Origin of the sequence: Granulicella sp. 5B5, assembly GCF_014083945.1 — a bacterium.
Lineage (GTDB): Bacteria > Acidobacteriota > Terriglobia > Terriglobales > Acidobacteriaceae > Granulicella.
This window is the reverse complement of sequence record NZ_CP046444.1, coordinates 2,321,290-2,344,764: the sequence shown is the minus strand read 5'-3', so window position 1 is coordinate 2,344,764 and position 23,475 is coordinate 2,321,290. Positions and strand designations below refer to the sequence as shown.

Annotated in this window: 20 protein-coding genes and 1 pseudogene; 9 read left to right on the top strand and 12 right to left on the bottom strand. The window is 62.6% G+C overall.

Annotation, left to right across the window (positions count from 1 at the left end):
* Nucleotides 1-28: 28 nt before the first annotated feature.
* Complete coding sequence (locus tag GOB94_RS09840) at nt 29-952, bottom strand: formate/nitrite transporter family protein (protein WP_182275760.1); 924 nt, start codon at nt 950-952, stop codon at nt 29-31.
* A gap of 86 nt (nt 953-1,038) precedes the next feature.
* On the opposite strand from GOB94_RS09840, the gene gatB reads away from it, so the two are divergent.
* From gatB to GOB94_RS09825, 3 genes are read left to right on the top strand one after another with little or no spacing between them, the layout of a single operon-like run.
* A complete protein-coding gene (gene gatB / locus GOB94_RS09835; protein ID WP_182275759.1) occupies nt 1,039-2,517 on the top strand; it encodes an Asp-tRNA(Asn)/Glu-tRNA(Gln) amidotransferase subunit GatB in 1,479 nt (492 codons plus the stop codon).
* A gap of 58 nt (nt 2,518-2,575) precedes the next feature.
* The gene (locus GOB94_RS09830; protein ID WP_182275758.1) at nt 2,576-4,231 is read left to right on the top strand and encodes a hypothetical protein; all 1,656 of its coding nucleotides are present in this window, start codon (nt 2,576-2,578) and stop codon (nt 4,229-4,231) included.
* Between the two features lie 52 nt (nt 4,232-4,283).
* Complete coding sequence (locus GOB94_RS09825; RefSeq protein WP_182275757.1) at nt 4,284-4,523, top strand: DUF6496 domain-containing protein; 240 nt, start codon at nt 4,284-4,286, stop codon at nt 4,521-4,523.
* A 51-nt stretch (nt 4,524-4,574) separates the two neighbouring features.
* Here GOB94_RS09825 and GOB94_RS09820 read toward each other — a convergent pair whose 3' ends face one another.
* The 3 genes from GOB94_RS09820 to GOB94_RS09810 all read right to left on the bottom strand — a co-directional run bounded on the left by GOB94_RS09820 (nt 4,575) and on the right by GOB94_RS09810 (nt 7,893).
* A complete protein-coding gene (locus tag GOB94_RS09820) occupies nt 4,575-5,657 on the bottom strand; it encodes a DUF5715 family protein (RefSeq protein ID WP_182275756.1) in 1,083 nt (360 codons plus the stop codon).
* A gap of 124 nt (nt 5,658-5,781) precedes the next feature.
* Nucleotides 5,782-6,243, bottom strand: a complete 462-nt coding sequence (locus tag GOB94_RS09815; protein ID WP_255483823.1) for a c-type cytochrome domain-containing protein — start codon at nt 6,241-6,243, stop codon at nt 5,782-5,784.
* 153 nt (nt 6,244-6,396) lie between these two features.
* The gene (locus GOB94_RS09810) at nt 6,397-7,893 is read right to left on the bottom strand and encodes an RDD family protein (protein WP_182275755.1); all 1,497 of its coding nucleotides are present in this window, start codon (nt 7,891-7,893) and stop codon (nt 6,397-6,399) included.
* A 301-nt stretch (nt 7,894-8,194) separates the two neighbouring features.
* On the opposite strand from GOB94_RS09810, the gene lptD reads away from it, so the two are divergent.
* Nucleotides 8,195-10,876 carry an LPS assembly protein LptD gene (gene lptD / locus GOB94_RS09805; RefSeq protein ID WP_182275754.1) on the top strand — a complete coding sequence of 894 codons (2,682 nt, stop codon included), beginning with the start codon at nt 8,195-8,197 and terminating at the stop codon, nt 10,874-10,876.
* A 112-nt stretch (nt 10,877-10,988) separates the two neighbouring features.
* Complete coding sequence (locus GOB94_RS09800; protein WP_255483821.1) at nt 10,989-11,996, top strand: thioredoxin domain-containing protein; 1,008 nt, start codon at nt 10,989-10,991, stop codon at nt 11,994-11,996.
* A 58-nt stretch (nt 11,997-12,054) separates the two neighbouring features.
* Here GOB94_RS09800 and GOB94_RS09795 read toward each other — a convergent pair.
* Nucleotides 12,055-13,829: pseudogene (locus GOB94_RS09795) on the bottom strand (DUF885 family protein).
* Between the two features lie 179 nt (nt 13,830-14,008).
* Here GOB94_RS09795 and glgA point away from each other — a divergent pair.
* On the top strand, nt 14,009-15,397 hold the full coding sequence (gene glgA, locus GOB94_RS09790; RefSeq protein WP_182275752.1) for a glycogen synthase: 1,389 nt from the start codon (nt 14,009-14,011) through the stop codon (nt 15,395-15,397).
* An 18-nt stretch (nt 15,398-15,415) separates the two neighbouring features.
* On the opposite strand, the gene GOB94_RS09785 is transcribed toward glgA, so the two are convergent.
* The gene (locus GOB94_RS09785; protein ID WP_182275751.1) at nt 15,416-15,610 is read right to left on the bottom strand and encodes a hypothetical protein; all 195 of its coding nucleotides are present in this window, start codon (nt 15,608-15,610) and stop codon (nt 15,416-15,418) included.
* Between the two features lie 197 nt (nt 15,611-15,807).
* Between GOB94_RS09785 and GOB94_RS09780 the strand changes: the two genes are divergently transcribed.
* Both GOB94_RS09780 and GOB94_RS09775 read left to right on the top strand, forming a co-directional pair.
* Nucleotides 15,808-16,794: a transaldolase gene (locus GOB94_RS09780; protein WP_182275750.1), complete on the top strand. Its 987-nt coding sequence runs from the start codon at nt 15,808-15,810 to the stop codon at nt 16,792-16,794.
* Between the two features lie 108 nt (nt 16,795-16,902).
* A complete protein-coding gene (locus tag GOB94_RS09775) occupies nt 16,903-17,625 on the top strand; it encodes a hypothetical protein (RefSeq protein WP_220464907.1) in 723 nt (240 codons plus the stop codon).
* Here the strand turns inward: GOB94_RS09775 and GOB94_RS16700 are convergent.
* The 5 genes from GOB94_RS16700 to hslV all read right to left on the bottom strand — a co-directional run bounded on the left by GOB94_RS16700 (nt 17,597) and on the right by hslV (nt 22,275).
* Complete coding sequence (locus GOB94_RS16700) at nt 17,597-18,262, bottom strand: hypothetical protein (protein ID WP_220464906.1); 666 nt, start codon at nt 18,260-18,262, stop codon at nt 17,597-17,599. The genes GOB94_RS09775 and GOB94_RS16700 overlap by 29 nt on opposite strands.
* Nucleotides 18,252-18,455, bottom strand: a complete 204-nt coding sequence (locus GOB94_RS17060) for a helix-turn-helix transcriptional regulator (protein ID WP_346265655.1) — start codon at nt 18,453-18,455, stop codon at nt 18,252-18,254. The genes GOB94_RS16700 and GOB94_RS17060 overlap by 11 nt, the downstream gene beginning before the upstream one ends.
* 91 nt (nt 18,456-18,546) lie before the next feature.
* On the bottom strand, nt 18,547-20,127 hold the full coding sequence (locus tag GOB94_RS09760; protein WP_182275748.1) for a glycosyltransferase 87 family protein: 1,581 nt from the start codon (nt 20,125-20,127) through the stop codon (nt 18,547-18,549).
* An 18-nt stretch (nt 20,128-20,145) separates the two neighbouring features.
* Complete coding sequence (gene hslU / locus GOB94_RS09755) at nt 20,146-21,777, bottom strand: ATP-dependent protease ATPase subunit HslU (protein WP_182275747.1); 1,632 nt, start codon at nt 21,775-21,777, stop codon at nt 20,146-20,148.
* Nucleotides 21,778-22,275, bottom strand: coding sequence for an ATP-dependent protease subunit HslV (hslV, locus tag GOB94_RS09750; RefSeq protein WP_255484410.1), 498 nt, complete (start codon nt 22,273-22,275; stop codon nt 21,778-21,780).
* A gap of 223 nt (nt 22,276-22,498) precedes the next feature.
* On the opposite strand from hslV, the gene GOB94_RS09745 reads away from it, so the two are divergent.
* Nucleotides 22,499-22,933 carry a DUF3592 domain-containing protein gene (locus GOB94_RS09745; protein WP_182275745.1) on the top strand — a complete coding sequence of 145 codons (435 nt, stop codon included), beginning with the start codon at nt 22,499-22,501 and terminating at the stop codon, nt 22,931-22,933.
* A gap of 89 nt (nt 22,934-23,022) precedes the next feature.
* Here GOB94_RS09745 and GOB94_RS09740 read toward each other — a convergent pair whose 3' ends face one another.
* Nucleotides 23,023-23,208, bottom strand: coding sequence for a DNA-directed RNA polymerase subunit omega (locus GOB94_RS09740; protein ID WP_182275744.1), 186 nt, complete (start codon nt 23,206-23,208; stop codon nt 23,023-23,025).
* Nucleotides 23,209-23,475 lie beyond the last annotated feature (267 nt).

The window sequence follows — 23,475 nt, the reverse complement described above, 5'->3', positions numbered from 1 at the left end:
TCATTTTAGCTGCTGAGGTGATTTGCGCCTAAGCCGCGAGTTCGTCGCTTGCCTTATCGCTTGTGTCCGCCTTGGTGAGCACCGCCTGGCCATACTCCAGCAGCGTGACCATGAAGACGCCCCCGCAGATGTTGCCTGCCACGGCTGGGCCGAACCATTGCAGATAAGCCTGCTGCGGCAACTGGTGCAGGAGCACGGCGATGAGTACCTCGCCGCTGGTGGCAATGCAGTGAGCGAAGTTGCCGAGGCCGACGATAAACGTGAGCGACCAGATGATCATGACCGAGCCGGTGATGGAGTGCGAGCCGGAGACCAGCCACGCTGCTGTGGCGATGATCCAGCCGCCGACTACGCCGCTCCAGAAGATCGTGGAGGCGGGATTATGCACGGCATTCAAGCCGAGACCGGCCATCGCCTGCACGGCATCTGCTGGCATGGCATGCGTGAGCGCGGCGAGCATCGCAAACGCCAGCGCTCCAAGCATGTTGCTGGGCAAGACAGTAGCCCACAGTCGCAGCGTGTTCCAGATCTGGCGCGGTTCGGTGAGGACCAGGGCGACCGGGTAGAGAGTGTTCTCCGTAAATAGCTGTGAGCGCCCGAGGATGACCACGATGAAGCCGAGCGGGTAGAACATCCGCGAGAGGATGAACGCGCCGCCCGCGCTGCCGAGGTGCGCCAGCGCGAGGCCCACTCCCAACGCCGAGAGCCCCATGAAGATGCCGCCGGTAAAGCCGGAGATGGCGAGCGCAAAGGTGGTACGCTTGAGCTCCTCGCGGGCGTTTTTGGCGACCTGGTTATAGATCTCGCGGGCACTGGGGCGGGATAGGTTCTTCTGGTGGGACGCGGACCCGTCAGCTTCGCCACCGGTGGGCGTGGCTACGGGCTCCTCAGGCGCAGCCCAACCGCTCTCGACCCGCTCTTCCGCTGCCGCGCTCTTGTTCTCTTCCGCCATGGTTGCCGTTCTCCCGTCAATTGGCTTCCTAGCTGAGATGCAGCCTGCGGCGCAGAATTGGGATTCGGGTTGATAAAATCAACGTAATGTCTGCAGCGCTCGCACTTTCGCCCGAAGTTCTCGCCAAGTACCAGCCCGTGATCGGGTTGGAGGTCCATGTTCAGCTGCTTACCAAGACCAAGGCCTTCTGCGGCTGCAAGAACGAGTACGGCGGCGAGCCGAACACACATGTTTGCCCCGTTTGCCTGGGCCTCCCCGGCGCTCTGCCCGTGCTGAACAGGCAGGCTGTGGAGTATGCCGTGCTGGCAGCGAAGGCGATCGGCTGCGAGATTCGTGAGACGAGCATCTTCGCGCGCAAGAACTACTTCTATCCAGACTCGCCGAAGGGCTACCAGATCTCGCAGTTCGACAAACCAATTGCGGAGCATGGCGCGATTTATGTGCCAGATGCAGAAGGCAACTCGAAGAAGATTGGCGTGACGCGACTGCACATGGAAGAGGACGCGGGTAAGAGCCTGCATGACGGCTTTGCCGACTCCGCCACGCGTACCTACATTGACCTGAACCGCTGCGGAACGCCACTGGTGGAGATTGTGAGCGAGCCCGATCTGCGCAGCGCCGACGAGGTCTTCGAGTACCTGACCAAGCTGAAGGAAATTCTGCTGTACACCGGCGTGAGCGACTGCAACATGGAAGAGGGTTCGCTGCGCTGCGACGCCAACGTGAGCGTGATGCTGAAGGGTGCGAAGGAGTTTGGCACCAAGGCCGAGGTGAAGAACGTCAACAGCTTCCGCTACATTCGCGCGGCTGTTGAGTACGAGATCGAGCGACAGATTGGTGTGCTGGAAGACGGCGGGCGCGTGGTGCAGGAGTCGCGGCTGTGGAACAGCGCCGAGGGCCGCACCTACTCGATGCGCAGCAAGGAGCAGGCGCACGACTATCGCTACTTCCCGGAGCCTGATCTGCCCGCGCTGGTGGTCGGTGCGGAGTGGCAGAAGCAGATTCTGAGCGACATGCCGGAGTTGCCCGAAGCGCGCCGCGCGCGGCTCACGGCAGAGTATGGTCTCTCCGCGCAGGATGCTGCAACGCTGACGACCGACCGCGAGCTGGGTGACCTGTTTCAACTCGCCGCCGACCGCGCGAAGAGTCCGAAGCGCGTCGCGTCGATTCTGTTGAGCGAGATCACCATGCGGCTGCGTGCTGGTGAGCTGGAGATTGGCGGTTCGCCGGTGACGCTGGATGGGCTGGTACTGGCGGCAGACCTGGCTGAGGCCGGCGAGATCAGCTCGAAGCAGCTCAAACAACTATTGGACAACTGCTTTGCCGAGGGCAGGGACTTCGCCTACATCTACGATCGCGACAAGCCACAGCAGATTTCGGACTCGTCCGCACTGGAAACGATGATCGACGAGGCGATCGCCGCGAACCCCGCGCAGGTGGCGCAGTTCAAGGGTGGCAAGCGCACTGTGGCCGCGTTCTTTGTGGGCCAGGTGATGAAGGCCAGCAAGGGGCAGGCGAACCCCGCGCTGCTGAATGAGCTGGTGATCAAGAAGCTGGACGCGTAGAACTTCCTCCAACGAAAGTGGCGTGACAACGGTGTCAAAATGCGCATCCAACTCACTGATGCGCCATCCACGCAAGCTCGCTCGTTCTCTTGGAATCACGCTGCTTCCGTTGCTGACGCTGGTCGCCTGCCGCAGGCAGAGCTATGTTGTGCCCGAGGCGCCTATGCCGCCGAATACTGTGCTGCTATCGCAGAGCCTGCGCGAGCTGACCGCGCAGCATCCTGACTTTCCACTAAAGCTGATCGACAAACTCGACAATGGCGGCAAGCGCGGGCCTGCGCTGCTGACGCCCAAGCTGCTCGATGAGCTGCGCAAGCGCGTGCTCGGCAAGGACTGGCAGGGGCTCGACCGCTTCCCCGGCTGGACGATGCGCGCGATCAATCCGACCGTACGTGTGGTGGGGCACATCGCGGGCAAGGACGCTACGCTTGAGGCGGCTTCGGCGGTGCATCCGGGCGCGCAGGTCAAAGTTTCCGATGGCACGCAGCAAGACACTAAACCACAACTGAGCGCCGAGCAGCAGCGAGCGTATCTCGATCTCGGCCCCTATGCGCTCGGCCAGGGAGGAACCGTTGCACTAGATGATCCCTCGCCGCTGCCGCCGTTTACGACTGAAGGCCTGGTGACGCCGTTGGGCGATGGCTTTGTGCGCGGCGATGGGCCGAACCAGTTCGCACCGGTGCACGCTGCCTCGCAGCGGCTGGCCGACCTGCTGAACCGGCTGGCCGCGAATAAGCTGGACGGTGCGGCGACAGTGAGCGCCGGTCTGCATCCCACGCGGGCCGGGCATCGAAAGCCCAGCAGCGAGGTTGCGTTTGAAGAGCAGCGCGTGGACCACACCACCGCGACCACGCCCGAGGGCCTGATGCAGATTCTGCAGGAGACCGGGCACACCGTTACGGTGGACGACGCGCGCTACTTCGCCAACTTCGCGCACCTGCACTACAAGGGCATGGACGTAATGGCGCCGTTCTGGATCGACACCGGGATGACGGTACCGGGAAGCCGCGAGAGCACCGGCAGGGCCCGACCGCTGCTGGTGCCGGTATCGCATGCGGAGCTGGAGTGGCACATCCGCGGGCCACATGTGAACGCCGACGTGAGCTACTACTTCGGCGTGGACGGCAAAGCCGAGTGGCGCACGATGGACACGCTCGACCAGGCCTGGGTGCTGCGGCGTGCTGCGCACACCTACACAGGCGACCAGACGCTGGAGGTAACGCGGTTGGCCGGGCTGATGACGGTGGCTTACATGCACCTGCATGCGGCGCATCCGGCAATGCCCTTTGGCGGCTACTACGCGCTGGGCGTCTGCCAGGATGGTGTCTCCGCAGTTGAGAAGAAGATGACCGGCGCGGTCACACTCTTCCCGAACACGGCCGATATCACGCTCTTCAACGACCCGCGCGATGCCGAGATCAACGCGCTGTTCAAGGTCATACCGCATGACCGCGACGGCAATGCGCCTTCGCGCGAGCGCATCTTCGGCTCGCTGCCGGTGGCGCCTGCTGACGACTCGCGCCATGCGTTCGATGCAATCACGATTCCGGGGCTCGCTGCCGACCTGAACGCCGTATACAGCGGTGCGGCACCCAATCCGGTGGATGGCCCGCATAGCTGGCGCACGTATGTCTTCGCGGGAGCGACACTCCTTATCCTGATCGTCTCCATCACCGTGTTTTCGGTATATCGCCGCGATCGTATTCCCACCTGATGCAACGCGGCGCGTAGAAACCTGCTCAAACCGTCACGGGAGGATATGCTCCATGGCAACGAAGAAGGCAGCAAAAAAGTCCACCAAGAAGGCACCAGCGAAGAAGTCGACACGCAAGTACAGCTCCGCCGCGGGCAAGCAGGTGAAGACGGAAATGCACGAGATGCGCGAGGGCAAGCTGAAAAGCGGACGCAGCGGCAAGAAGGTCACGAACCCGAAGCAGGCCATCGCCATCGGACTTTCAGAGGCGCGCAAGAAGGGCGCCAAGGTGCCGCCGAATCCAAACAAGTAGAGGCTGGATGCCAGGCGGCGTCCAGCCTCATTTTATTGCGGAGTGTCTCGTTTAGGGCACTGCGACGATGGTTGCCGGTACCGTAGCCACCTCATGCTGCGGCGGCAGGTAGGTGCGGTAGACGCTGATGTGGAAGCATGCTTGGCGGAACTCCTCTTCCACGTCGATCTTGCCGGCCTGCATCAGCGGCAGCAGGCGAGCGCGCATCCACGCCAGTTCGGCGCGGCTCATGCCCTTCTTGCCGAAGTCGATGGCCTGGCCGGTGAGGTGCGGCGAGGACGTGTCGCCCTCCACACCGGCGGCGTTGCCGTTGAAGTGCGCGAGGTGCAACTGGTACTCCACCGAGCGCGCGGCCGAGTTGACCTGCAGCGGCACGCCAAAGTGGTCGTAGAAGTCGCGAGAGAGGTCTTCGGCAAAGCGCACGGTCCAGGGACGCGCGCAGCGGCGGTCGAAGGGCAGGTCCGGATTCACCCGCAGGCTGCGGCTTTCGGGGAAGTCAACGAGATCTTTGTCCTCCCGCATCTGCTCCAACTGAGCATCGGTCTGGATGCGCTCAAGGCCTTCGTCAGCGGCCATCAGGTTCTGGTGGACCAGCACCTCGCGTGTGCCGCGTAGCGAGGTGGTTGGGCCTACTACGACTGCCTCACGGACGTTCTCGCGCACACGGAAGCTCTCGCTGCGGCGCGCGGAGACTCGGCGCAGGGTAGCGCGGGTGCGGCGGCGTCCCCGACGCCCACGGACCTGCTCCAGCATCGGCATGTCAGCATCGTCAGCGTCTTTGGCGCGACGGCGGGCCCTGTGGTGCGGCGTGATTTTGCCGGCCTTGGTGTCCGTTCCCTTGGCCTTGGGCTGGCTGGTGCCGGAGCGCTTCGCGTCCATGCGCATGCTGGACTTTGGCCGCGAATGCGCGGTGCCGGACTTTGCCGTACCGCCCCTCGGCGCGACGTTCTGCATAGCGGCACTGCGGCGCAGGCGAAGCGGGCGCGTCCGGGTCGCGTTTATACCCTCGGCCCGCGCGGCGGGCGCAACGGCAAGCGTGAGCACCAGAGTCACCATGACGGCGAGTGCGGCACCCAGTCCCAAACAAGTACGGCGGCGCGGGAAGAGCTCCCCCAGCAGCGTCCTGGTCATCATCAGTTTTTCAAGGAGGCCGCGAAGCCGCCAGAGCCTTATCAGAGTATCCCGGCTTGGCGGCTTGCGATAGTGGCTAGAGTGATACAGGCCCAAAAACTCGCTTCTAAAAATGTCTGTTTCTATTTTACTGCGCGTCAGGCATCTTGGCCCCGGCCTTGATCCAGGCAGAAACCGTGGCGATGTCGGCGTCAGAGAGCTTATCGCCCTTGGGCGGCATGGGCATGGGGTCGTCCGCCGGGCCTTCGTGGCGGATCAGCTTGACCAGCAGCGACTGCTCAGGATGTCCGACGACCACCACTGCACCGTCGTGACCGCCCTTCAGCAGGCCAGCCTGGGTGTCGAAGGTGAGGCCGCCACGGTGGTTCACGCCGCCGTGGCAACGGAAGCAGTTGGACTCAAAGATCGGCTTGACCTTCTGGGTGTAGAACTCCGCCGAGCCGGGGTCGGGGTTCGGGGCCGAGTAGGCCGCCACCACATGCGGCTGCCACAACACCGCCACCGCTGCCAGCGAAACTGCCCCGATTGCTACTGCTACCCGCTTCCAGACCGGCACCATCGCCGTTCCGCGCTCAGACTTCCACACCATGCAACCCGTCCTCCAGAGAGACTTTCTTTGACTCTATCGCGAAAGACGCCCCGGATCGGGCTGGAGTTTCGTCTGGCCTATGAAGTGAATAAGAAATTTCAATGGAGCACAGAAAGGATGACCGTGCCGTCATTCTGAGAAATGTGGGTGTAGCTAGTACTCGCGGAGGAAGATGCCGGAGATGCGGTCGTTCCAGCCCAGATTGCGCCTATCGACCAGGCTCCAAAGGAGGCCCAGCCCCAGTGGCAGGGCAGCCAGAACGTTGGCACCGACGCGCCGGCGCATCATCCGCCGCGAGGGCTCCCGGCCGGCCAGCGTCCTGAATACAAGGTTGGCGTAGTACATGCCTGGCGTGGAGCGGCTGAGCGTGAGAAAGAGCGCCTGGTAGAAGATTGCCAGCAACCCCAGCAGACCCGCCGAGATGATGCCGAGCGTTCGCACCGGGACAGCACGCAACTGGTGGCCGCCGATCCAACCGGCGACGGCAGCGAACGCTACAAAGGCCACGCCAACGCAAATGGCATCCACGGCAGCCGACATCAGGCGAAGCTCAAAGGACGCAACCGGTAGCGGGCCTCCTAGATCATGCGTGGGAGCGGGCGACATCTCAGGCTCGGGCAGCGGCCGCCATGAGGGCGCTTCGTCCTCTTCTTCGGCGGCATCCAGCACCATATGCTGCCACTCCGGCTCAAGCGGAGTCTCAACCTCGGCTACCTGCGAGGCAGGCATCGGCGGCAGCGGTTCGACCTCGAAGATCCGCATCTGGAACTCAGGTTCTGCGGGTGCGGCGGGCGGGAACGGATCGTGGTACTCGGCGGCTTCGTCGGTGCGGAACGGGCCTTCGGCAAGCCGCGGACGTGCCTTGCGCGCAGCCACAAGCTGCCGCGGGAATTCGATGATGTTCGCCTGGATGGGCAGCGGCTCGATCAGATGCTCCTGAAACTCTGGCGCGAGGCGGAAGGCGATCTCCTCGTCAAGGTCCGCGATCTCCTCATGACGCACCTCTTCGGTGATGCGCAGCGGCGCGGGGGGGGCTACCAGCTGGGACAACTCTTCAAACGGACGCACCTGCCACTCGCCCACCGGCCTGGTTGGCAGTGTGGGTGCGGCCGGCTCGGGCATGGCGAAGGTGGGTAGAGCGATCGGCTCGGTCTTTGCATCGAGCCAGGCGAAGTCCTCTTCCACGGCGGGAGCAGTTGCTGCCGCAACGATCGGAGCGGGCACGGCCATGAGGGGGGCTGCGACGATCGGCTCTGCGGGTACCGGCTCGGCGATGATGGCTTCCGGAACGGCCACTGGCCGCGCGGCGCGGACGGGCTCTTCGATCCAGCGAGGTGTGGGTGGCTCAGTGACCGGGGTCGCGGCTGCGGCGTGTGTCTCTGTGGCTAACGCTTCGCGATAGGTCGGGGTGGCGCTGTACCGCGCGACGACTGCTTCGCGGGCGCGCTTCGCGGATTCGGAGATCTTGGGCATCGGGCGCTGTGCGGGCGTTGCCCCAGGGTCCAGCGCAGGCCGCTTGCTGCGGTGCGCGGCGAGCCGCTCCGCTGCCAGACGGCGTAGCGTTGCGGCACCGTCTGTGCCAGTAGCCCCGAGTCGTTGCTGTATTTCTGCCGCGTCTTCGTACAGATCGCGCTGTGCGCTGCTGCTCATGGTGGTTCCCGGTAAAAGGTGTTCGTCCCACTCGGGGCTCTGCTGGTTCCTTGTCGTTTCGATGCAGATCGCCGTTCCGCGGTGGCCGTGGCGATTTTGATCACGCTCGCAAGCCAGCCGGGCCTGCGAATCGTCTAAGCTCAAGTCAGTGGATTTGCTTCTCCAATTCAACGCCCGTCGCCTGCGCGTGTTCGCCCTTCGACGTTCCACGCCTGCGCCGCAGCGATGCCAGGCTCCACTGTCTCTCTTCATACTTACCATTGCACTGATCTCAGGTCATCCACATCTGCATGCGCAGGCAGTGCCGCCGCAGGTACCCTCCACCGCTGCGGCGCAGGCAACCTACTCGTCTTCTTCCGCCTCTTCGACGACGCCGGACGCGCCGCTGCCGCAGCAGACGGACTTCGCCGACGTGCCGCGCGCCACACCGCTGCCGCCGGCAAAGCCACCCGAAACGCTGACGCTCGACAGCGATACGCAGTCGCAGGACGGCGATCTCTACACACTGAAAGGGAACGTGGAGGTCCACTACGGCGACCACACGCTCTACGCCGACACCATCACCTACAACAAAGCCAACGCGCAGCTAACGCTCGAAGGCCATGTGAAGCTGGTGGGCGGCGAGAACAACGAGTACCTCCAGGCCTCGCACGGAGACTACAACCTGCACAACGGCACCGGGCATTTCTACGATGTGAACGGCTCCATCCAGCCGCGCGTCGCCACGGCTGGCCCAACCAACGCGAAGACAACCGTTGTGGGGGCCTCCGCACCACCGGACCGCACGCCCTACACCAACGCGAACCCGTTTCTCTTCTGGGGCCGAGAGGTCGCCAAGACCGGCCCGGACGACTACACCATCTACAACGGTTCCGTGACCAGCTGCCTGCTGCCGCACCCGGACTGGCAGCTGTTCAGCAGCCGGTTCACGCTCTCCGACGGCAAGGCGCACGCGGGCCGCACGACGTTCAAGCTACTGGGCCTGCCGCTGCTCTTTCTGCCCTATGTCTCGCACCCCACGGACACCACGCAGCGCCAGTCCGGCATCCTGATCCCGGTCTTCGGCTACTCCAGCGCGAGCAACCACACCGGCTCCAAGGGCATTACCATCGGCGAGCAGGTGTATGTGGTGGTCAGCCGCTCTGTCGACTTCACGGTGGGCACCATCTTTTACTCGCTGCGCGGATGGTCGGAGAACGGCACCGTGCGCTATAAGGGCCCCGGCGACGACTATCTGACCGGCCACTTTACCGCGCTGCAGGACCGCGGCTTCTACCAGCCGACACAGACTGGCGTCGACCCGGTCTCCGGCACGCCGATCATCCAGAACGTCTACACCAACCAGGGTGGCCAGGACGTAACGGTTGCCTTTCGCTATCGCCTGGACCCCGCCACGCGCGTAGTCGCCGATGGCGAGTATCTCAGCTCCTACATCTACCGCGAGGCCTTTACCGAAAACTTCAACCAGGCAGTCAGCTCGGACATCACCTCCACCGTCTTTCTGGCGCACCAGAGCAATGGCCACGCCATGGACATCCGCATCGACCGTTACGAGGGGCAAAAGGTGGTGCCCGTCGCCGACCACACCGGCGAAGAGGTGAAGATCTTCCATGCACCCTCGCTGGACTTCACCGGTATCGACCGCGGCATCCCCGGCACGCCGTTCTTCTACAACGTCCAGGCCTCGGCCGCGGCGATGAAGCGCGTGCAGCCGAACTTCGTCTCCCCCATCACGGGGCGCATCGACGTCCGACCGGAGATCTCGCTGCCGGCGGCCTTCGGCGGCTGGCACCTGATGGCCAGCGCCGCCGTGCGCGAGACCGCTTACACCGACTCGCGCAAGGCACCCTATGGGCCGAACGCAACCCCCATCGATGCGGACGCAGGGCTCAACCGCGCCGACTTCGAGTTCAACTTCGACATCCGTCCGCCGGCCATCGAGCGCACGTTTACTGTGCCTGCGCGCTGGCACTGGCTGCTTGGCGACCAGGTGCGGCACACCATCGAGCCGGAGATCACCTACCGCGACGTGCGCGGCGCGGGCAACTTCCTGAACGTGTTGCGCTTTGACGATGTGGATCTGGTGAGCGACACGAACGAGCTGCGCTACGGCGTGGTGCAGCACCTCTACTTCCGGCCGAAGAAGCAGAAGCCGCTACCCGGCTGCCCTGCGACCACGTCTGCATCGGAGCCTGAAGAGGAGACGCCGCACGCCACCACCGACGCCAACGGCATTCCCGAGGCCGAGACCACCGCGCCCGACTCGCCCACCCGCACGCACGTTAAGCGCTTCGACCCCTGCGCCCGCCGTGGCCCCGCTCCGCAGCAGGAGTGGTTCAGCTGGGAGCTCGCGCAGAAGACCTTCTTCGACCGGAACTTCGGCGGCGCGGTCATCGACACCCGCCGCAACATCTTCGAGTCCACACTCAACTTCTCCGGCATCGCCTTCCTGACCGAGCCGCGCGCGATCTCGCCGCTGATCTCGCGCATGCGCTTCCGCACCTCCAGCCACGCCGACGTGGAGTGGGACTTCGACTACGATACCGGCGCAAAGAAGTTCAACAGCTCCAACATCTTTCTGGACGCGCATGAGGGCAACTGGTTCGGCGGCTTCTCCTACGCGAAGCTGAACGCGCCGGGCCGCTCCTACACAGAGAACATCAGTTCGGTCACAAACACCGTCACAGGACTTACCAGCTCGGCCACGGCCGACTTCTCGCAGATGCGCGTGCTGCTGGGCTACGGCTCGCCCACGCGACCGGGGCTCGCTCTCGCGGGCGGCGCGGGCATCGACCTCAACGCGGGAGACGCGCAGTACACCACCCTGCAGGCCGGCTATAACTGGAACTGCTGCGGCATCTCCATCGAGTATCGCCAGTACAACCTGGGCCCGGTGCGCGACGAAGGCGCCTATCGCTTCAACTTCACGCTTGCCAACATCGGCTCAGCCGGCAACCTGCGCCGCAACGAGGCACTTTTCTAAAGGTGAGGATAAGCGAGTAGAGGAGCGTGTTCCCACCCTTTCACTATCCTCTATCTCCTGTCCTCTGTCCCCTCTGCTTACCTTTCCCCTCTGCGATAATCAAACTACTGTGTTGAACCCACGCAATCTCGCCCCTCTTGTCCTCACCGCAGCGCTCGCCAGCCTTGGCTGCCATGCGCAGACGCCCGCCGTTGTCTCCGGCCAGCCCTTGCCGCTCGCGACCGCACGGCGCGTTGAGGTGCTGCTCCGCCAGAAGGCCAACCTACCGCCCGACTCCACCATCAACGTCGGCGTGCCCACGGCCTCCGAGCTGCCCGGCTACGAGTCCATCACCGTCACCTTCTCCAACGAAGGCCAGACCTCGCACCCCATCCACTTCCTGATCTCCGCTGACGGCAAAACGATGGCGCAGTTCAACAAGTTCGACATCTCCGCCGACCCGCGCTCGCTGGTCTCGGCGGAAGGCCGCCCCTCACGCGGCGGCCCGCTGACCGCGCCGGTACTCATCGTCGGCTTTGACGACCTCGAATGCCCCTACTGCGCGCGGCTGCATGAGTCCATCTTTCCGGCCATCACCCAGCGTTACGGCGACAAGGTCCACATCGTCTACAAGGACTTCCCGCTGGAGCAGCATCCCTGGGCCATGCACGCTGCGGTGGACGTGAACTGCCTCGCAACGCAGTCACCCAAAGCCTACTGGGACATGGTGGACTACGTGCACGGCCACTCTTCCGACATTGGCGCCGACCCCAAGGACCCCAAGGCCGACAAGACGCTGCCCCGCGCGGCCGAGCAGCTGGATACGATCGCCAGGGAACAGGCCACGTCGCAGCACCTGGACGCAACCGCGCTCGATGCCTGCCTGAAGAAGCAGGACACCGCCACGATCGAGGAGAGCAAGAAGCTCGGCGTCAAACTCGGTGTAGATTCGACGCCGGCACTCTTCATCAACGGCGACAAGATCGACGGCGCGGTGCCGATCGGCTTTATCTTCAACGTCATCGACGACGCCCTGCGCGCGCAGAACGTGGCTCCGCCGCCGCCGTATGTCGACCCCAACGCGACACCAGCTCCGGCCGCAACACCCGGTGCCAGCAGCCCGGCGAAGCCCGGCAAGTAACAACGCAGCGAAACGACAAAGCCCCCGGCATTCCGGGGGCTTTTCTGTTGCCGCATGCCTACCGCTCCATCTCTGGAAATGGCCCCACACCGCCGCCTGCGATCCACGCATCCAGGTGCTCTTCCAACACAGGCAGCGGAATGCTGCCTGTCTCCAGCACGGCATCATGAAAGGCGCGGATGTTGAACTTAGCTCCCAGCGTTGCTTCGGCCTTGCGGCGTTCTTTCAGGATCTCCATCTCACCGAGATAGTAGCTCAGCGCCTGCCCCGGCCAGCTGATGTAGCGATCGACCTCCGTCTCGATCTCGTGGTCGCTCAGTGCTGTGTTCTCGCGCAGGTACTGCTGTGCCTGCGCGCGCGTCCAGCCTTCGGAGTGGATGCCGGTATCCACCACCAGCCGCGCTGCTCGCCACGCCTGGTAGCTCAACATGCCGAACTTCTCATACGGTGTGTGATAGATGCCCATCTCCACGCCGAGCCGCTCGCAGTACAGCGCCCAGCCTTCGCCATAGGCCGAGATGTACTCCTTGCGAAACTCCGGACGCTTCTGGTCGCGCTCCAGCTCCATCGCGATGGCCTGCTGCCAGCTATGCCCCGGCGCACTCTCATGCAGCGTCAGCGCAGGCAGCGAGTACAGCGGCCGCGACGGCAGATCGTACGTGTTCAGCAGATACGAGCTCATGCCGCCGCGCCCAGCCGTATAGAACGGCGCCATCGCCGGCGGCACCGGCACAATGCCGAAGCGCTCGCGCGGCTCATAGCCAAAGTAGCGGCTGGCTACGCCATCGAACTCCTTGGCGATCCACGCCGCGTGGTCCAGCAGCTCCTGCGGCGTCTTCACATAAAACTGCGGATCGGTGCGCAGAAACGTCAGGAACTCCGGAAACGTCCCTTTGAAGCCGCTGGCCTGCATCTGCTCCAGCATCTCCGCGTGGATCTTCGCCATCTCGCTCAACCCGATGGCGTGAATCTGCTCCGGCGTCATCGTCACTGTCGCGTACTCCAGGATCTTCGACTGGTAGTAAGCCTTGCCATCGGGCAGGTCCTCGGCGGCGAGCGACGTCATCGCATGCGGCACATACTCGCCGTCGAAGAACTTCAACATCTTCGCGTAGGTAGGCATCACGCTGTGCGTAATCACGTCCTCCGCCTCGTTGCGCAGCTTGGCCTGATCTTCCGCCGGGATCGACGCAGGCATCTGCGCGAATGGCTTCCAGAAGCTCGTCGCCTGCGCGTCCTTCGCCTCTGCAACGTCCTTCAAGCCCGGTCGCGGCCTTCGAGGGTGACGCGCGGCGGCGTGAACCCGCGCGCCATGCCTGCGCGCATCTCTGTCTCCTGCTCGGCGAAGTACTTCGGCACATCATGCAGCCGCGACAGGTATCGCTTGTACTGCCCCGCATTGCGAAACCCACGCGCATCGAGCGGTGCAATGAAACCCCAGAACTGCGAGTCCGAGTTCACCGGCCGTTCGTACTCCTTGAACTTCTGCGCGTTGGCAGCGACAACAATCTGAGCCTTATAGACCTCGTAGTTCAGCTTCTCGTCTTTCGACAGCCCCGTCGCGTTGATCTTGCCAAGCTGCGCCAGCACGCTCTGCCAGTGCGCTGTCTGCTTTGCCTCGGTCGCCGGGTCCACGCGCTCCAGGTGCGCCGGGCCCAGATGCAGCTTTTCATCTTCAGCCGACTCCGCGCCGACTTGCGCGCGCCGCCACACCTCATCGGCCTTATAGATTGCCTCGAACTTCGCGTCCGTGGCAGTCAGCTTTGCCACGGGTTGTACCTTCACCGTTCCCTGCTGTGCCGCGGCACACACCGCTCCCAGCGCCAGCGCCATCATGCCAGACTTCAAATTGACCATGCCAACAGTTGTACCTGAGCCACAAACGCCGTGGCGCAACTTCGCTAACTCCGCGCACTTGGCGGGAGAGCTTTTCGCCTCGCTCACCACAACTGCAAGACACTCATTTATCCTCATCCGTGCGCTGCATCCAACCAAGAGAAGGAGTTCCAACCATGCGTGTAGGCCTGATGACCCGCGAGTATCCCCCTTACGTCTACGGCGGCGCCGGCGTGCATGTCGAGTACCTCTCCCGCGAGCTGGCCAAGTTCATCGAGGTCGAAGTCCACGCCTGGGGCGAAGTCCCGCCCGCCGACTCCCTACACGATGCCGAGCTGCCGCACAATCCCAACCTGCACGTCTACTTCAACCAGCCGTGGCCCATGATCTCCAATGGCACGCAGGCCAAGTTCAAGGGTGCGCTGGAGGCGCTCTCGCTCAATCTGCTGCAGCAACTGCATCTTGAAAAGCTCGACGTCATCCACACGCACACCTGGTACGTCTCGATGGCGGGCTTCCTCGCCAAGAAGCTCTACAACATCCCCTTCGTGCTCACCACGCACTCGCTGGAGCCGCTGCGCGCGTGGAAGGCCGAGCAGCTCGGCTCCGGCTACGCGCTGTCGTCGTGGATGGAGCGCACCGCGATCCTCGAAGCCGACGCGATCATCGCTGTCTCCAACGGCACCAAGGCCGACATCCAGAAGGCCTACCCCGACGTCGACCCCGCCCGCATCCACGTCATCTACAACGGCATCGACCTGAACCAGTACCAGTACAACCCCTCCACCGACGCGCTCGACAAATACGGCGTCGACAAGACGAAGCCCTACGTGCTCTTTGTCGGACGCATCACGCGGCAGAAGGGCGTCACGCACCTGGTAGATGCCATCCCCCATCTACCGCCCGGGACGCAAGTTGTCCTCTGCGCCGGAGCACCCGACACCCCGGAGATCGCCGCCGAGATGCGCAACAAGGTGCAGGCGCTCACCAACGTCGACGTCTCTGCTGCACTGCACGACGAGACCCCCGACCCCGGCACCAAGCCGCCGGCCACCACCGTCGACTCCGACAACGTGCACAACCCGCCAGGCCACGCCGCAGCAACCGGCGACGCCACCGGTCGCGGCCACAACATCGTCTGGATCGAGCAGATGGTCAGCAAGGAAGAGGCGATCCAGCTCTACAGCCACTGCGCCGTCTTCTGCTGCCCTTCGGTCTACGAGCCCTTCGGCATCATCAACCTGGAGGCCATGGCCTGCAAGGCTCCCGTCGTCGCCTCGGCCACCGGAGGCATCCTCGAGGTCGTCATCGACGAGTCCAACTCCGGCGACAAGACCCCCACCGGCCACCTGATTCACTTCGAAACCGACCCGGCGACAAGCTTCCCCACCAATCCGCAGAAATTCTCAAAAGACCTCGCCACCCGCATCACCGAGTTGCTCGCCGACCCCGCCAAGGCCAAAGCCATGGGCGAAGCCGGCCGCAAGCGCGTGGAAGAGCACTTCTCCTGGACAGCCATCGCCCAGCAGACCATCGACCTCTACCAATCGCTCATCAGGAAGTAGCGCCCGCTAAACGCGGATCTAGGTGTGAGGATGCGGCACAGTCGAAAGGTCCAGACTCAGCACATAGATGGCAATCGCGACGGCGATGAACACCACACCCACCCAGAACTTCCAATCCTTGTGCGCTCGCTTCCAGTAGGGTTGCTGTTGTTCATGGGGCATCACCGGCCCGGTCTGGGCGTGGTGATGGTCGGGGTGCTTATCTTCGGACATTCGCCGTTCCTCGTTCCTTCGCAATCCATTAGATTCGCATTGCTTTAACCTTGGATGCACAAATCCACCCCCGCACCCGCAGCCGTCAGAAAGCCCCACTGACCGGCAGCCGCGAACGCGACTATAATCGTGATGTCGCGAAGTATTCCGTCGCATCCGCGCCGGGCCCGCATCGTTCAACCCACAGGAGCCTTCCCATGGCGAATCTACTCGATCAGCTCAAGTCCTATACGACCGTCGTCTCCGATACCGGCGACATCAACTCCATCAAGAAGTACAAGCCGACCGACGCGACTACGAACCCCTCGCTGATCGCCGCCGCTGCCCAGATGCCCGAGTACCAGTCCATCGTCGACGACTGCCTCCTCGCCGCGCGCAAGCAGCTCGGCACCGCCGCCACCGACGAGCAGGTCGCCGCCGCCGCCTTCAAGTCCCTCGCCGTCGCCTTCGGCAAGAAGATCCTCGAGATCGTCCCCGGCCGCGTCTCCACCGAGGTTGACGCCCGCCTGAGCTTCGACACCGAGGGCACGCTCGCCGCCGCCCGCGACATCATCGCGCAGTACAACGCCGCCGGCATTACCAACGACCACGTTCTGGTCAAGGTCGCCTCCACCTGGGAGGGCATCAAGGCCGCCGAGATCCTGGAGAAGGAAGGCATCCACTGCAACCTCACCCTGCTCTTCGGCCTGCACCAGGCCATCGCCTGTGCCGAAGCCAAGGTCACGCTCATCTCGCCCTTCGTCGGCCGCATCCTCGACTGGTACAAGAAGGACACGGGCAAGGACTACCATGGCGCCGAAGACCCCGGCGTTGAGTCCGTCACCGAGATCTTCTACTACTACAAGCACTTCGGCTACAAGACGCAGGTAATGGGCGCCAGCTTCCGCAACACCGGCGAGATCACCGAGCTGGCCGGGTGCGACCTGCTCACCATCGCGCCCAAGCTGCTTGAAGAGCTCCAGACCACCGAAGGCACGCTTCCGCTGAAGCTCGACGCCAGCAAGGCCGCCGCCATGAACATCGACAAGATCCCCATGGACAAGGCCACCTTCGATGCCATGCACGAGAAGAACCGCATGGCCAAGGACAAGCTGCAGGAGGGCATCGACGGCTTCTCCAAGGCGCTCGTCGACCTCGAAGCACTGCTCGCCAAGCGCGTCGCGGAACTTAACGTTGCCGTGTAAGCCCAAGCAGACATGCTATAAAACCCCTCTTCGTGTCAGCCTCACCCGGTATGAAGAGGGGTTTTTAGATGAGCCGTGCAGGCTATAGTATTCAGAGGGCACACGTGGATGTTCTACTACTACGGTCGTAAGAAGCAGATCGTACGGCACTACGCTGCACCTACGCGCGATGTCATTATCGAGCCGTTTGCGGGAGCTGCTTCCTATGGGCTGCACGGGTCGAACTGGACGCGTCAGGTGATTCTCGTAGAGCGTGATCATCGCGTTGCCGAAATATGGCGATGGCTCATCGAATCGGCCACGCCCGAGTCGATACTCTCACTGCCAGATCTAAAGGTCGGCGAACGCAGCACGGAGTTTCTGCACATCGTGCATGCTGCTACCAAGATGGCGTTCAAGTACAAACGGATCAAAGTAACACCCGTCCTTGAGCGCAATTGGGAGATTAGCAAACGAGTCATGGCCGCTTCCGTGCATAAAGTCAAACACTGGAGGCTCATCGAGGGTGACTACACATCCGCTCCAGATATTGATGCTTCCTGGTTCATTGACCCGCCATACAAAGACGATCCTGGTGAGGGCTATGCGCATGGTAGTTCACAATTGGACTATTCTGCTCTTGCGCTGTGGGTTCTCCAACGCAAAGGCCAGGTAATCTGCTGTGAAGGAAAATGCGGTGATTATCTGCCGTTTGTTCCTCTTTTGGATATGCCTGGAGTCGCTGGGAAGCGAAGCAAAGAGTTGGTCTACTACGGAGGTGAGCAGTTAGAGACACAGCTAAACTGCTTTGCATCTCCCTCTTTCAAAGGAATACCTTTAGGTGCTTCCTGAAGACCTGGAGATATTCAGCCTCATTCCAGGCAATCACCCATCCAGTACCCATCTTAGCTTTACCACTGGTTAGCATGCCGCTGACCTTTGTATTCCGTCCGGTGGTACCGCTGATCTCTCCCCAATCAGTTTGATCCAGTCCATCCGCAAAGAAAATGCCGGTAATTCCTGGATATTCAAACGAACTACTCTTTTGAACAAAATCCCATGTGATACCCATGAGCGATGTGACGTCACGATGATGGGCCTGCCAGGTAATTCCTGTTATGTGTTCCACGCGCCTCACTCCTGCACGCAGATTGGCTCCCTGGGTAATATTGCCGATCGTACTCTTCACTTCAAGTCCGCTCGCATAATTACGCAACGATTCCTCCGACGCGGTGGCCGCTGATGGAGGTACGACATCCGGGTGTCCCTTTTCGATGGGGTTGACGATTGCGCCAACACGCTCCGCAATATGCTCGCAGAAGATAGCCCCCACGACCGCACTGCTGGTCTTGAAGTCGATGCTCCTAAACAGAGAAGCTGGAAGATCGCCGAGTATGGCGTTTGTTATCGTCGCTGCATGCAAGACGTCAGCGGCACATATCGAGAAACCGCAGTACGCAGCGAACGAATCGTTGACTTTATAGCTCATCGAAATCTCCCTCCATAAGCTGAAGGAGACGACTCGCCTTGTGGCCAAGAGCAAAAGCTATCTTTGTTAGCGTTTCTACGGTTGGCGATTTCAGATTACGTTCTAGTTGACTGATATATGTTCGATGTACGCCTGCGCGCTCAGCCAACAACTCCTGAGATAGCTTGGCATGCTCCCTTAGCGAGACAATCACGAGGCCCAGCGATTTTTTCTTTGGTCTCACACGACCATCTTCACCGCCTGAATACTAAAGTGCCACAGCCTAAAGTATTCAAGGCCTCTCCCTACGGGACTACACACCCCGTGCGCGACTCCACACTGTCCTCGCGCGTCACAAGCTTTATCGTCCTGGCGTTCGCATCGCACGGTAGCAGAAACCACTGCGGCTGCGACGTCAAATACCGGTAGTTCGACAGCCCCACCGAGATTTCCAGCGGATACTCGCGCTCAAATCCCCAGCCCGTGTCCTTCGTCTCCAGCGCGTCCACCACCACTACGGAGTAGCGGTGCTGCGCCATCGCCGCATCCAGCTGCGCCCGCAGGTCTTCGCTCGTCTTCCCAAGCTTCGCATCGAGCACCGCACCCAGCGCCTCGCCCTCAGCGTGCGGCTCCTTGCCCGCGAGCACGGCATCGTAGCTGTGGTTCAGCACATACACATCGCCCGGCAGCGCGCGGAGCCGCTCCACAAACTGCTGCGAGCGCTCCACCGCATCCTGCGGCGGCACAAACCTGCCCGGGTTATAAATCATCGCCCCGAGCTGCACTGCTGCAGCCAGCAGCACAGCCAGAGCCAGCCGTGGTGTGCTGCGCTCTTCGGCGAACTCCAGCAGCCGCGCCAGCGCAACGCCAAACAGCACAGCCGTCCACGCATACACCGGCATCAGCGAATTGCCCGACGCCCCCTTGTGCGCCTCCACAAACCAAACTCCGCCCAGCAGCGCGACCGACACGAACAGATAAAACATCGCCTGCTGCCGCCACGCGCGCGTCATCACCAGCGCGGTGGCAATCGTCGCCCATGCAGCAGCCATCGGCCCCAGCACCATCAACGGCACATACAGCACCGCCTGCCGCAGCACCAGCGGCAGCCCACGCGCCACACCAAAGATGTAGAAGCCATACCAGCCGCCAGTCGCATGGTTCAGCCACACCACACTGGCGGCCGTAACGAACAGAAACGTCGCAATCGCCACAATCATCCGCCGCGGCCTGCGCCACTCTGCCAGCAGGATCAGCACCGCCAGCGGCAGCACCGTCTGCTTTGTCTGGAACGCCAACACCCACACCAGCGCGGCTACAACCGGATACCCCTTGCGCTGCAACCACAGCGCTACAAGCAGCAGCAGCACAAACAATGCGTCCACGCGACCGATGTCATAAAACCCACCCACCACCGCATAGCAGGCCATGTACAAGCCTGCGGCTGCGATCGCGGCCACACGCCGCTCGGTCTCCAGCTTCACCAGCGCATAGATCACCACCGCGCTCGCCAGCGACGCCACGGTCGACACCAGCCTCAGCGCACCATAACCGTACAAAGCCCCATGCCCCGCCACGCCAACGACCTTCGTCACGCCAGCGGCCACATACAGATACAGCGGCGTGTAGAGGTACGGCACATAGCCCAGCGTCGGCGCGACATACAGCCCCTGCCCATGCACAATCCGCAGCACCGACACGAGCATTCCGCTCTCGATCCACTCCACCTCAAACGGATACAGCATCCGCTTCACCGCGGCCCACAGAAACAGCCCCACAAACAGCGCACTCAGCGCCACCACCAGCCACCGCGCCCAGCGCAGCGCCCGCGGCGACCCCAGCCACTCCCACACGCGCTCCTGCACCCGCTCGATGCTCTCGCTCACCCGCACCTCAACACACTGCTACAAAATGTACCGGCTCAGGTCCTGGTTCTTCACGATGCTGGCGACCTGCTTCTGTACATACGCGCGGTCAACCACAATAACTTTCTGCACCACGCGCTCGCCGGCCTTATCCACGTCGCGCATCACCACCGGTGGCAGCTCCGGCGGAAAACGCCCTTCATCGGCGGCCTTCGCGATGTCCGGTGCCTCGAAGCTGATCTCATCCAGCACGCGCTCCATGATGGTGTGCAGCCGCCGCGCGCCGATGTTCTCCGTCGACTCGTTCACCTCAAACGCAAACCGCGCCATCTCTTCCAGAGCCTCCGGAGCAAACTCCAGCGTCAGCCCTTCCGTCTCCAGCAGCGCCACCGACTGCTTCATCAGGCTCGCGCGCGGCTCCGTCAGGATGCGCAGAAAGTCCTCCACCGTCAACGCCTTCAGCTCCACGCGGATCGGGAACCGCCCCTGCAGCTCGGGGATCAGGTCGCTCGGCTTCGACACATGGAACGCGCCCGCCGCGATAAACAGAATGTGATCGGTCGCCACAAAACCATACTTTGTGCTGACCGTCGTGCCTTCCACGATCGGCAGGATATCGCGCTGCACGCCCTCGCGGCTGATGTCCGGCCCATGCCCACCCTCGCGGCCGGCGATCTTGTCGATCTCGTCGAGAAACACAATCCCAGACTCCTCCACGCGCTCCACCGCCACGCGCGTCACCTGTTCCATGTCCAGCAGGCGGCCCTCTTCCTCCTGCACTAGGTAGTCGAACGCATCGGCGACCTTCATCGTCCTGCGCCGCGTGCGCTGCCCGAACATCCCGGCCAGCATCTCCCGGATGCCCTCAACATCCTTGCCACTGCCCGGCTCCCGAGCCCCGCCAGTGTCTTTCGGTCCGCCAGCATCCAGGTCCTCGGGTATATTGCTGATGATCTCCACCTGCGGCTGGCTGCGGTCGCGCATCTCCAGCTCCACCATGCGGTCGTCCAGCTTGCCTTCGCGAAACTGCTGTAGCAGCCGCTCGCGCTCACGCTGCCGTTCCGCCTCGCTCGCCGCCTTCGGAGCGGCATCAATCGACACCACCTTCTCCGCCTCCGGCACGAGCTCTAGGACCTTCGCAGCATCTATAACCTGCGGCACTCCATCTTCGCTGACAGCTTGTTCGTCGGCTAAGGCGACCTGCGCACCTCCACCCTGCAACAGCAGCTCAATCAGCTTCTCTTCGGCTGCAAACTCCGCGCGGTCCTCCACCTCTTCGAGCTTCTCCTCGCGCACCATGTCGATGGCGATCTCCACCAGGTCGCGCACCATGCTCTCGACATCGCGCCCCACGTAGCCGACCTCGGTAAACTTCGACGCCTCCACCTTCAGGAACGGCGAGTTCGTCAGCTTCGCCAGCCTGCGCGCGATCTCCGTTTTGCCCACGCCGGTCGATCCGATCATCAGGATGTTCTTCGGCATGATCTCTTCGGCCATCTCCGGCGGCAGCCGTTGCCGCCGCGTGCGGTTGCGCAGCGCAATGGCCACGGCCCGCTTCGCAGCAGCCTGCCCCACGACATATTTATCGAGCTCCGCCACAATCTGGCGCGGCGTCATCTCCTCCAACGCCAGCGCCTGATCCTCAGCCGTTCCCGGCAGATAAATCGCCATCTACTCCGCCCTCAACTCTTCAATCGTGACACTCTCATTCGAATAGATACAGATCTCCGCGGCGATCTTCATGCTCTTCTCCACGATCTCGCGCGCGGTCATCTGCGTGTTCTCCATCAGCGCGGTCGCGGCGGCCTGCGCAAAGCTGCCGCCCGAGCCGATTGTCGCGATAATACCGTCCGCCACCGGGTCCGGCTCGATCACGTCGCCGTCGCCCGACAGCAGAAACATCTGCTTCGTATCGGCCACGATCAGCAGCGCCTGCAGCTGCCGCAGCAGCTTGTCCGTCCGCCACTCTTTCGCCAGTTCCACCGCGCTGCGCCCGAGATTGCCACCATACTGCTCCAGCTTGGCTTCGAACCGCGTGAACAAACTGAACGCATCCGCTGTAGACCCCGCAAACCCCGCCAGAATCTTCTCGTTGTACAGCCGCCGCAGCTTCTTGGCGGAGTGCTTCATCACCGTCGACCCCAGCGTCACCTGCCCGTCCGCCGCCATCACCACGCTATTGCCGCGGCGCACGCAGATCACCGTCGTCGACCGCACCCGGCGGCCTTCGCCTAAATCGAGCGGGTGTCCGCCCTTGTGTTCGGTTGCTTTCATCTTTCCTCGCAAAGCGCAGTATAGCCTTCGCAGCCGGCCCGGAACCACGCGAGGCTCACCCTCACCCCCGTTTCATAGACCGTTACGCACTCTGCGCTATTCTAGGGGCACCATCTCCGTGACCTCGACCGTAGACCATCTTAAGCAGCTATTGCACGACCGAGACCCACGCCTCATCGCCGCGGTTCTACTGAGCGTCCTTGTGCTGGGTCTGCTGGTGTGGCTGTTCATCCGCTGGCGCAGACCCACGGCCGAAGAGATCGAGCACTATCGCCGCGAGCGGGTCGCCATCATGGGACGCATCTGTGACGGTGTCATCGTAGACGCCCGCACCCTTAATGGCGAGGACTCCTTCTCACCCACGCCGGAGGTGCTGGTCTACAGCTACCGCCTTGCCGGCGTCACCTACAACTGTGCGCAGGACGTCTCCCACCTCGCCGACCGCGTCCTCGGCTTCCGCATCGATCAGCCTATCCAGGTCCGCTACGACCCCCGGAACCCCGGCAACAGCATTCTCGTCAGCGAGAGCTGGTCCGGACTCCGGCAGAAGTAGCTCGCGATCCGTTTCCACAAAAGGCCTGGCTACTTCTATTACTCAAGCTCCTCATGTATTTCAGAAGATCGTTTGCCTCCCGCACACCACTAGACAGCTTCGGGCACCGGCGGCTGGTTTGCGCCAGCAGCGATTCTCACGAAAGCGTTATTGATGGTGTGGGTCATCTCCTGCGTCCCGATATGCAGACGGCGTGTGGCCTTGGCGACCGTTTGACAGAGTTTGTAGCGATTGCCGATAGCTTCGCTTGCACGAAAAATAACCTCAGAGCGCATAAGACCTCGTAGTGCAGCCACCTGCAACAGTAAAATTACCGTTTTGGTGGAAGAGTCCGAGTGTACAGGGAAAATGCCTCTGGCGTGACGGATCAAATAGTTTCTCCGGTCAGGCAAGTTAAACCACCACAACCCAGCCCCGCACAAACGGCCTAGTCAGCTCTCTTGCGCCCATTCTCCTCTTCTTCAAGACAACGTTTGCCTTCATGCTCTAGCATGACGTGTCGTCAAACGAACAGCGCACCAACGCGCCCCGTTCAGGACAAT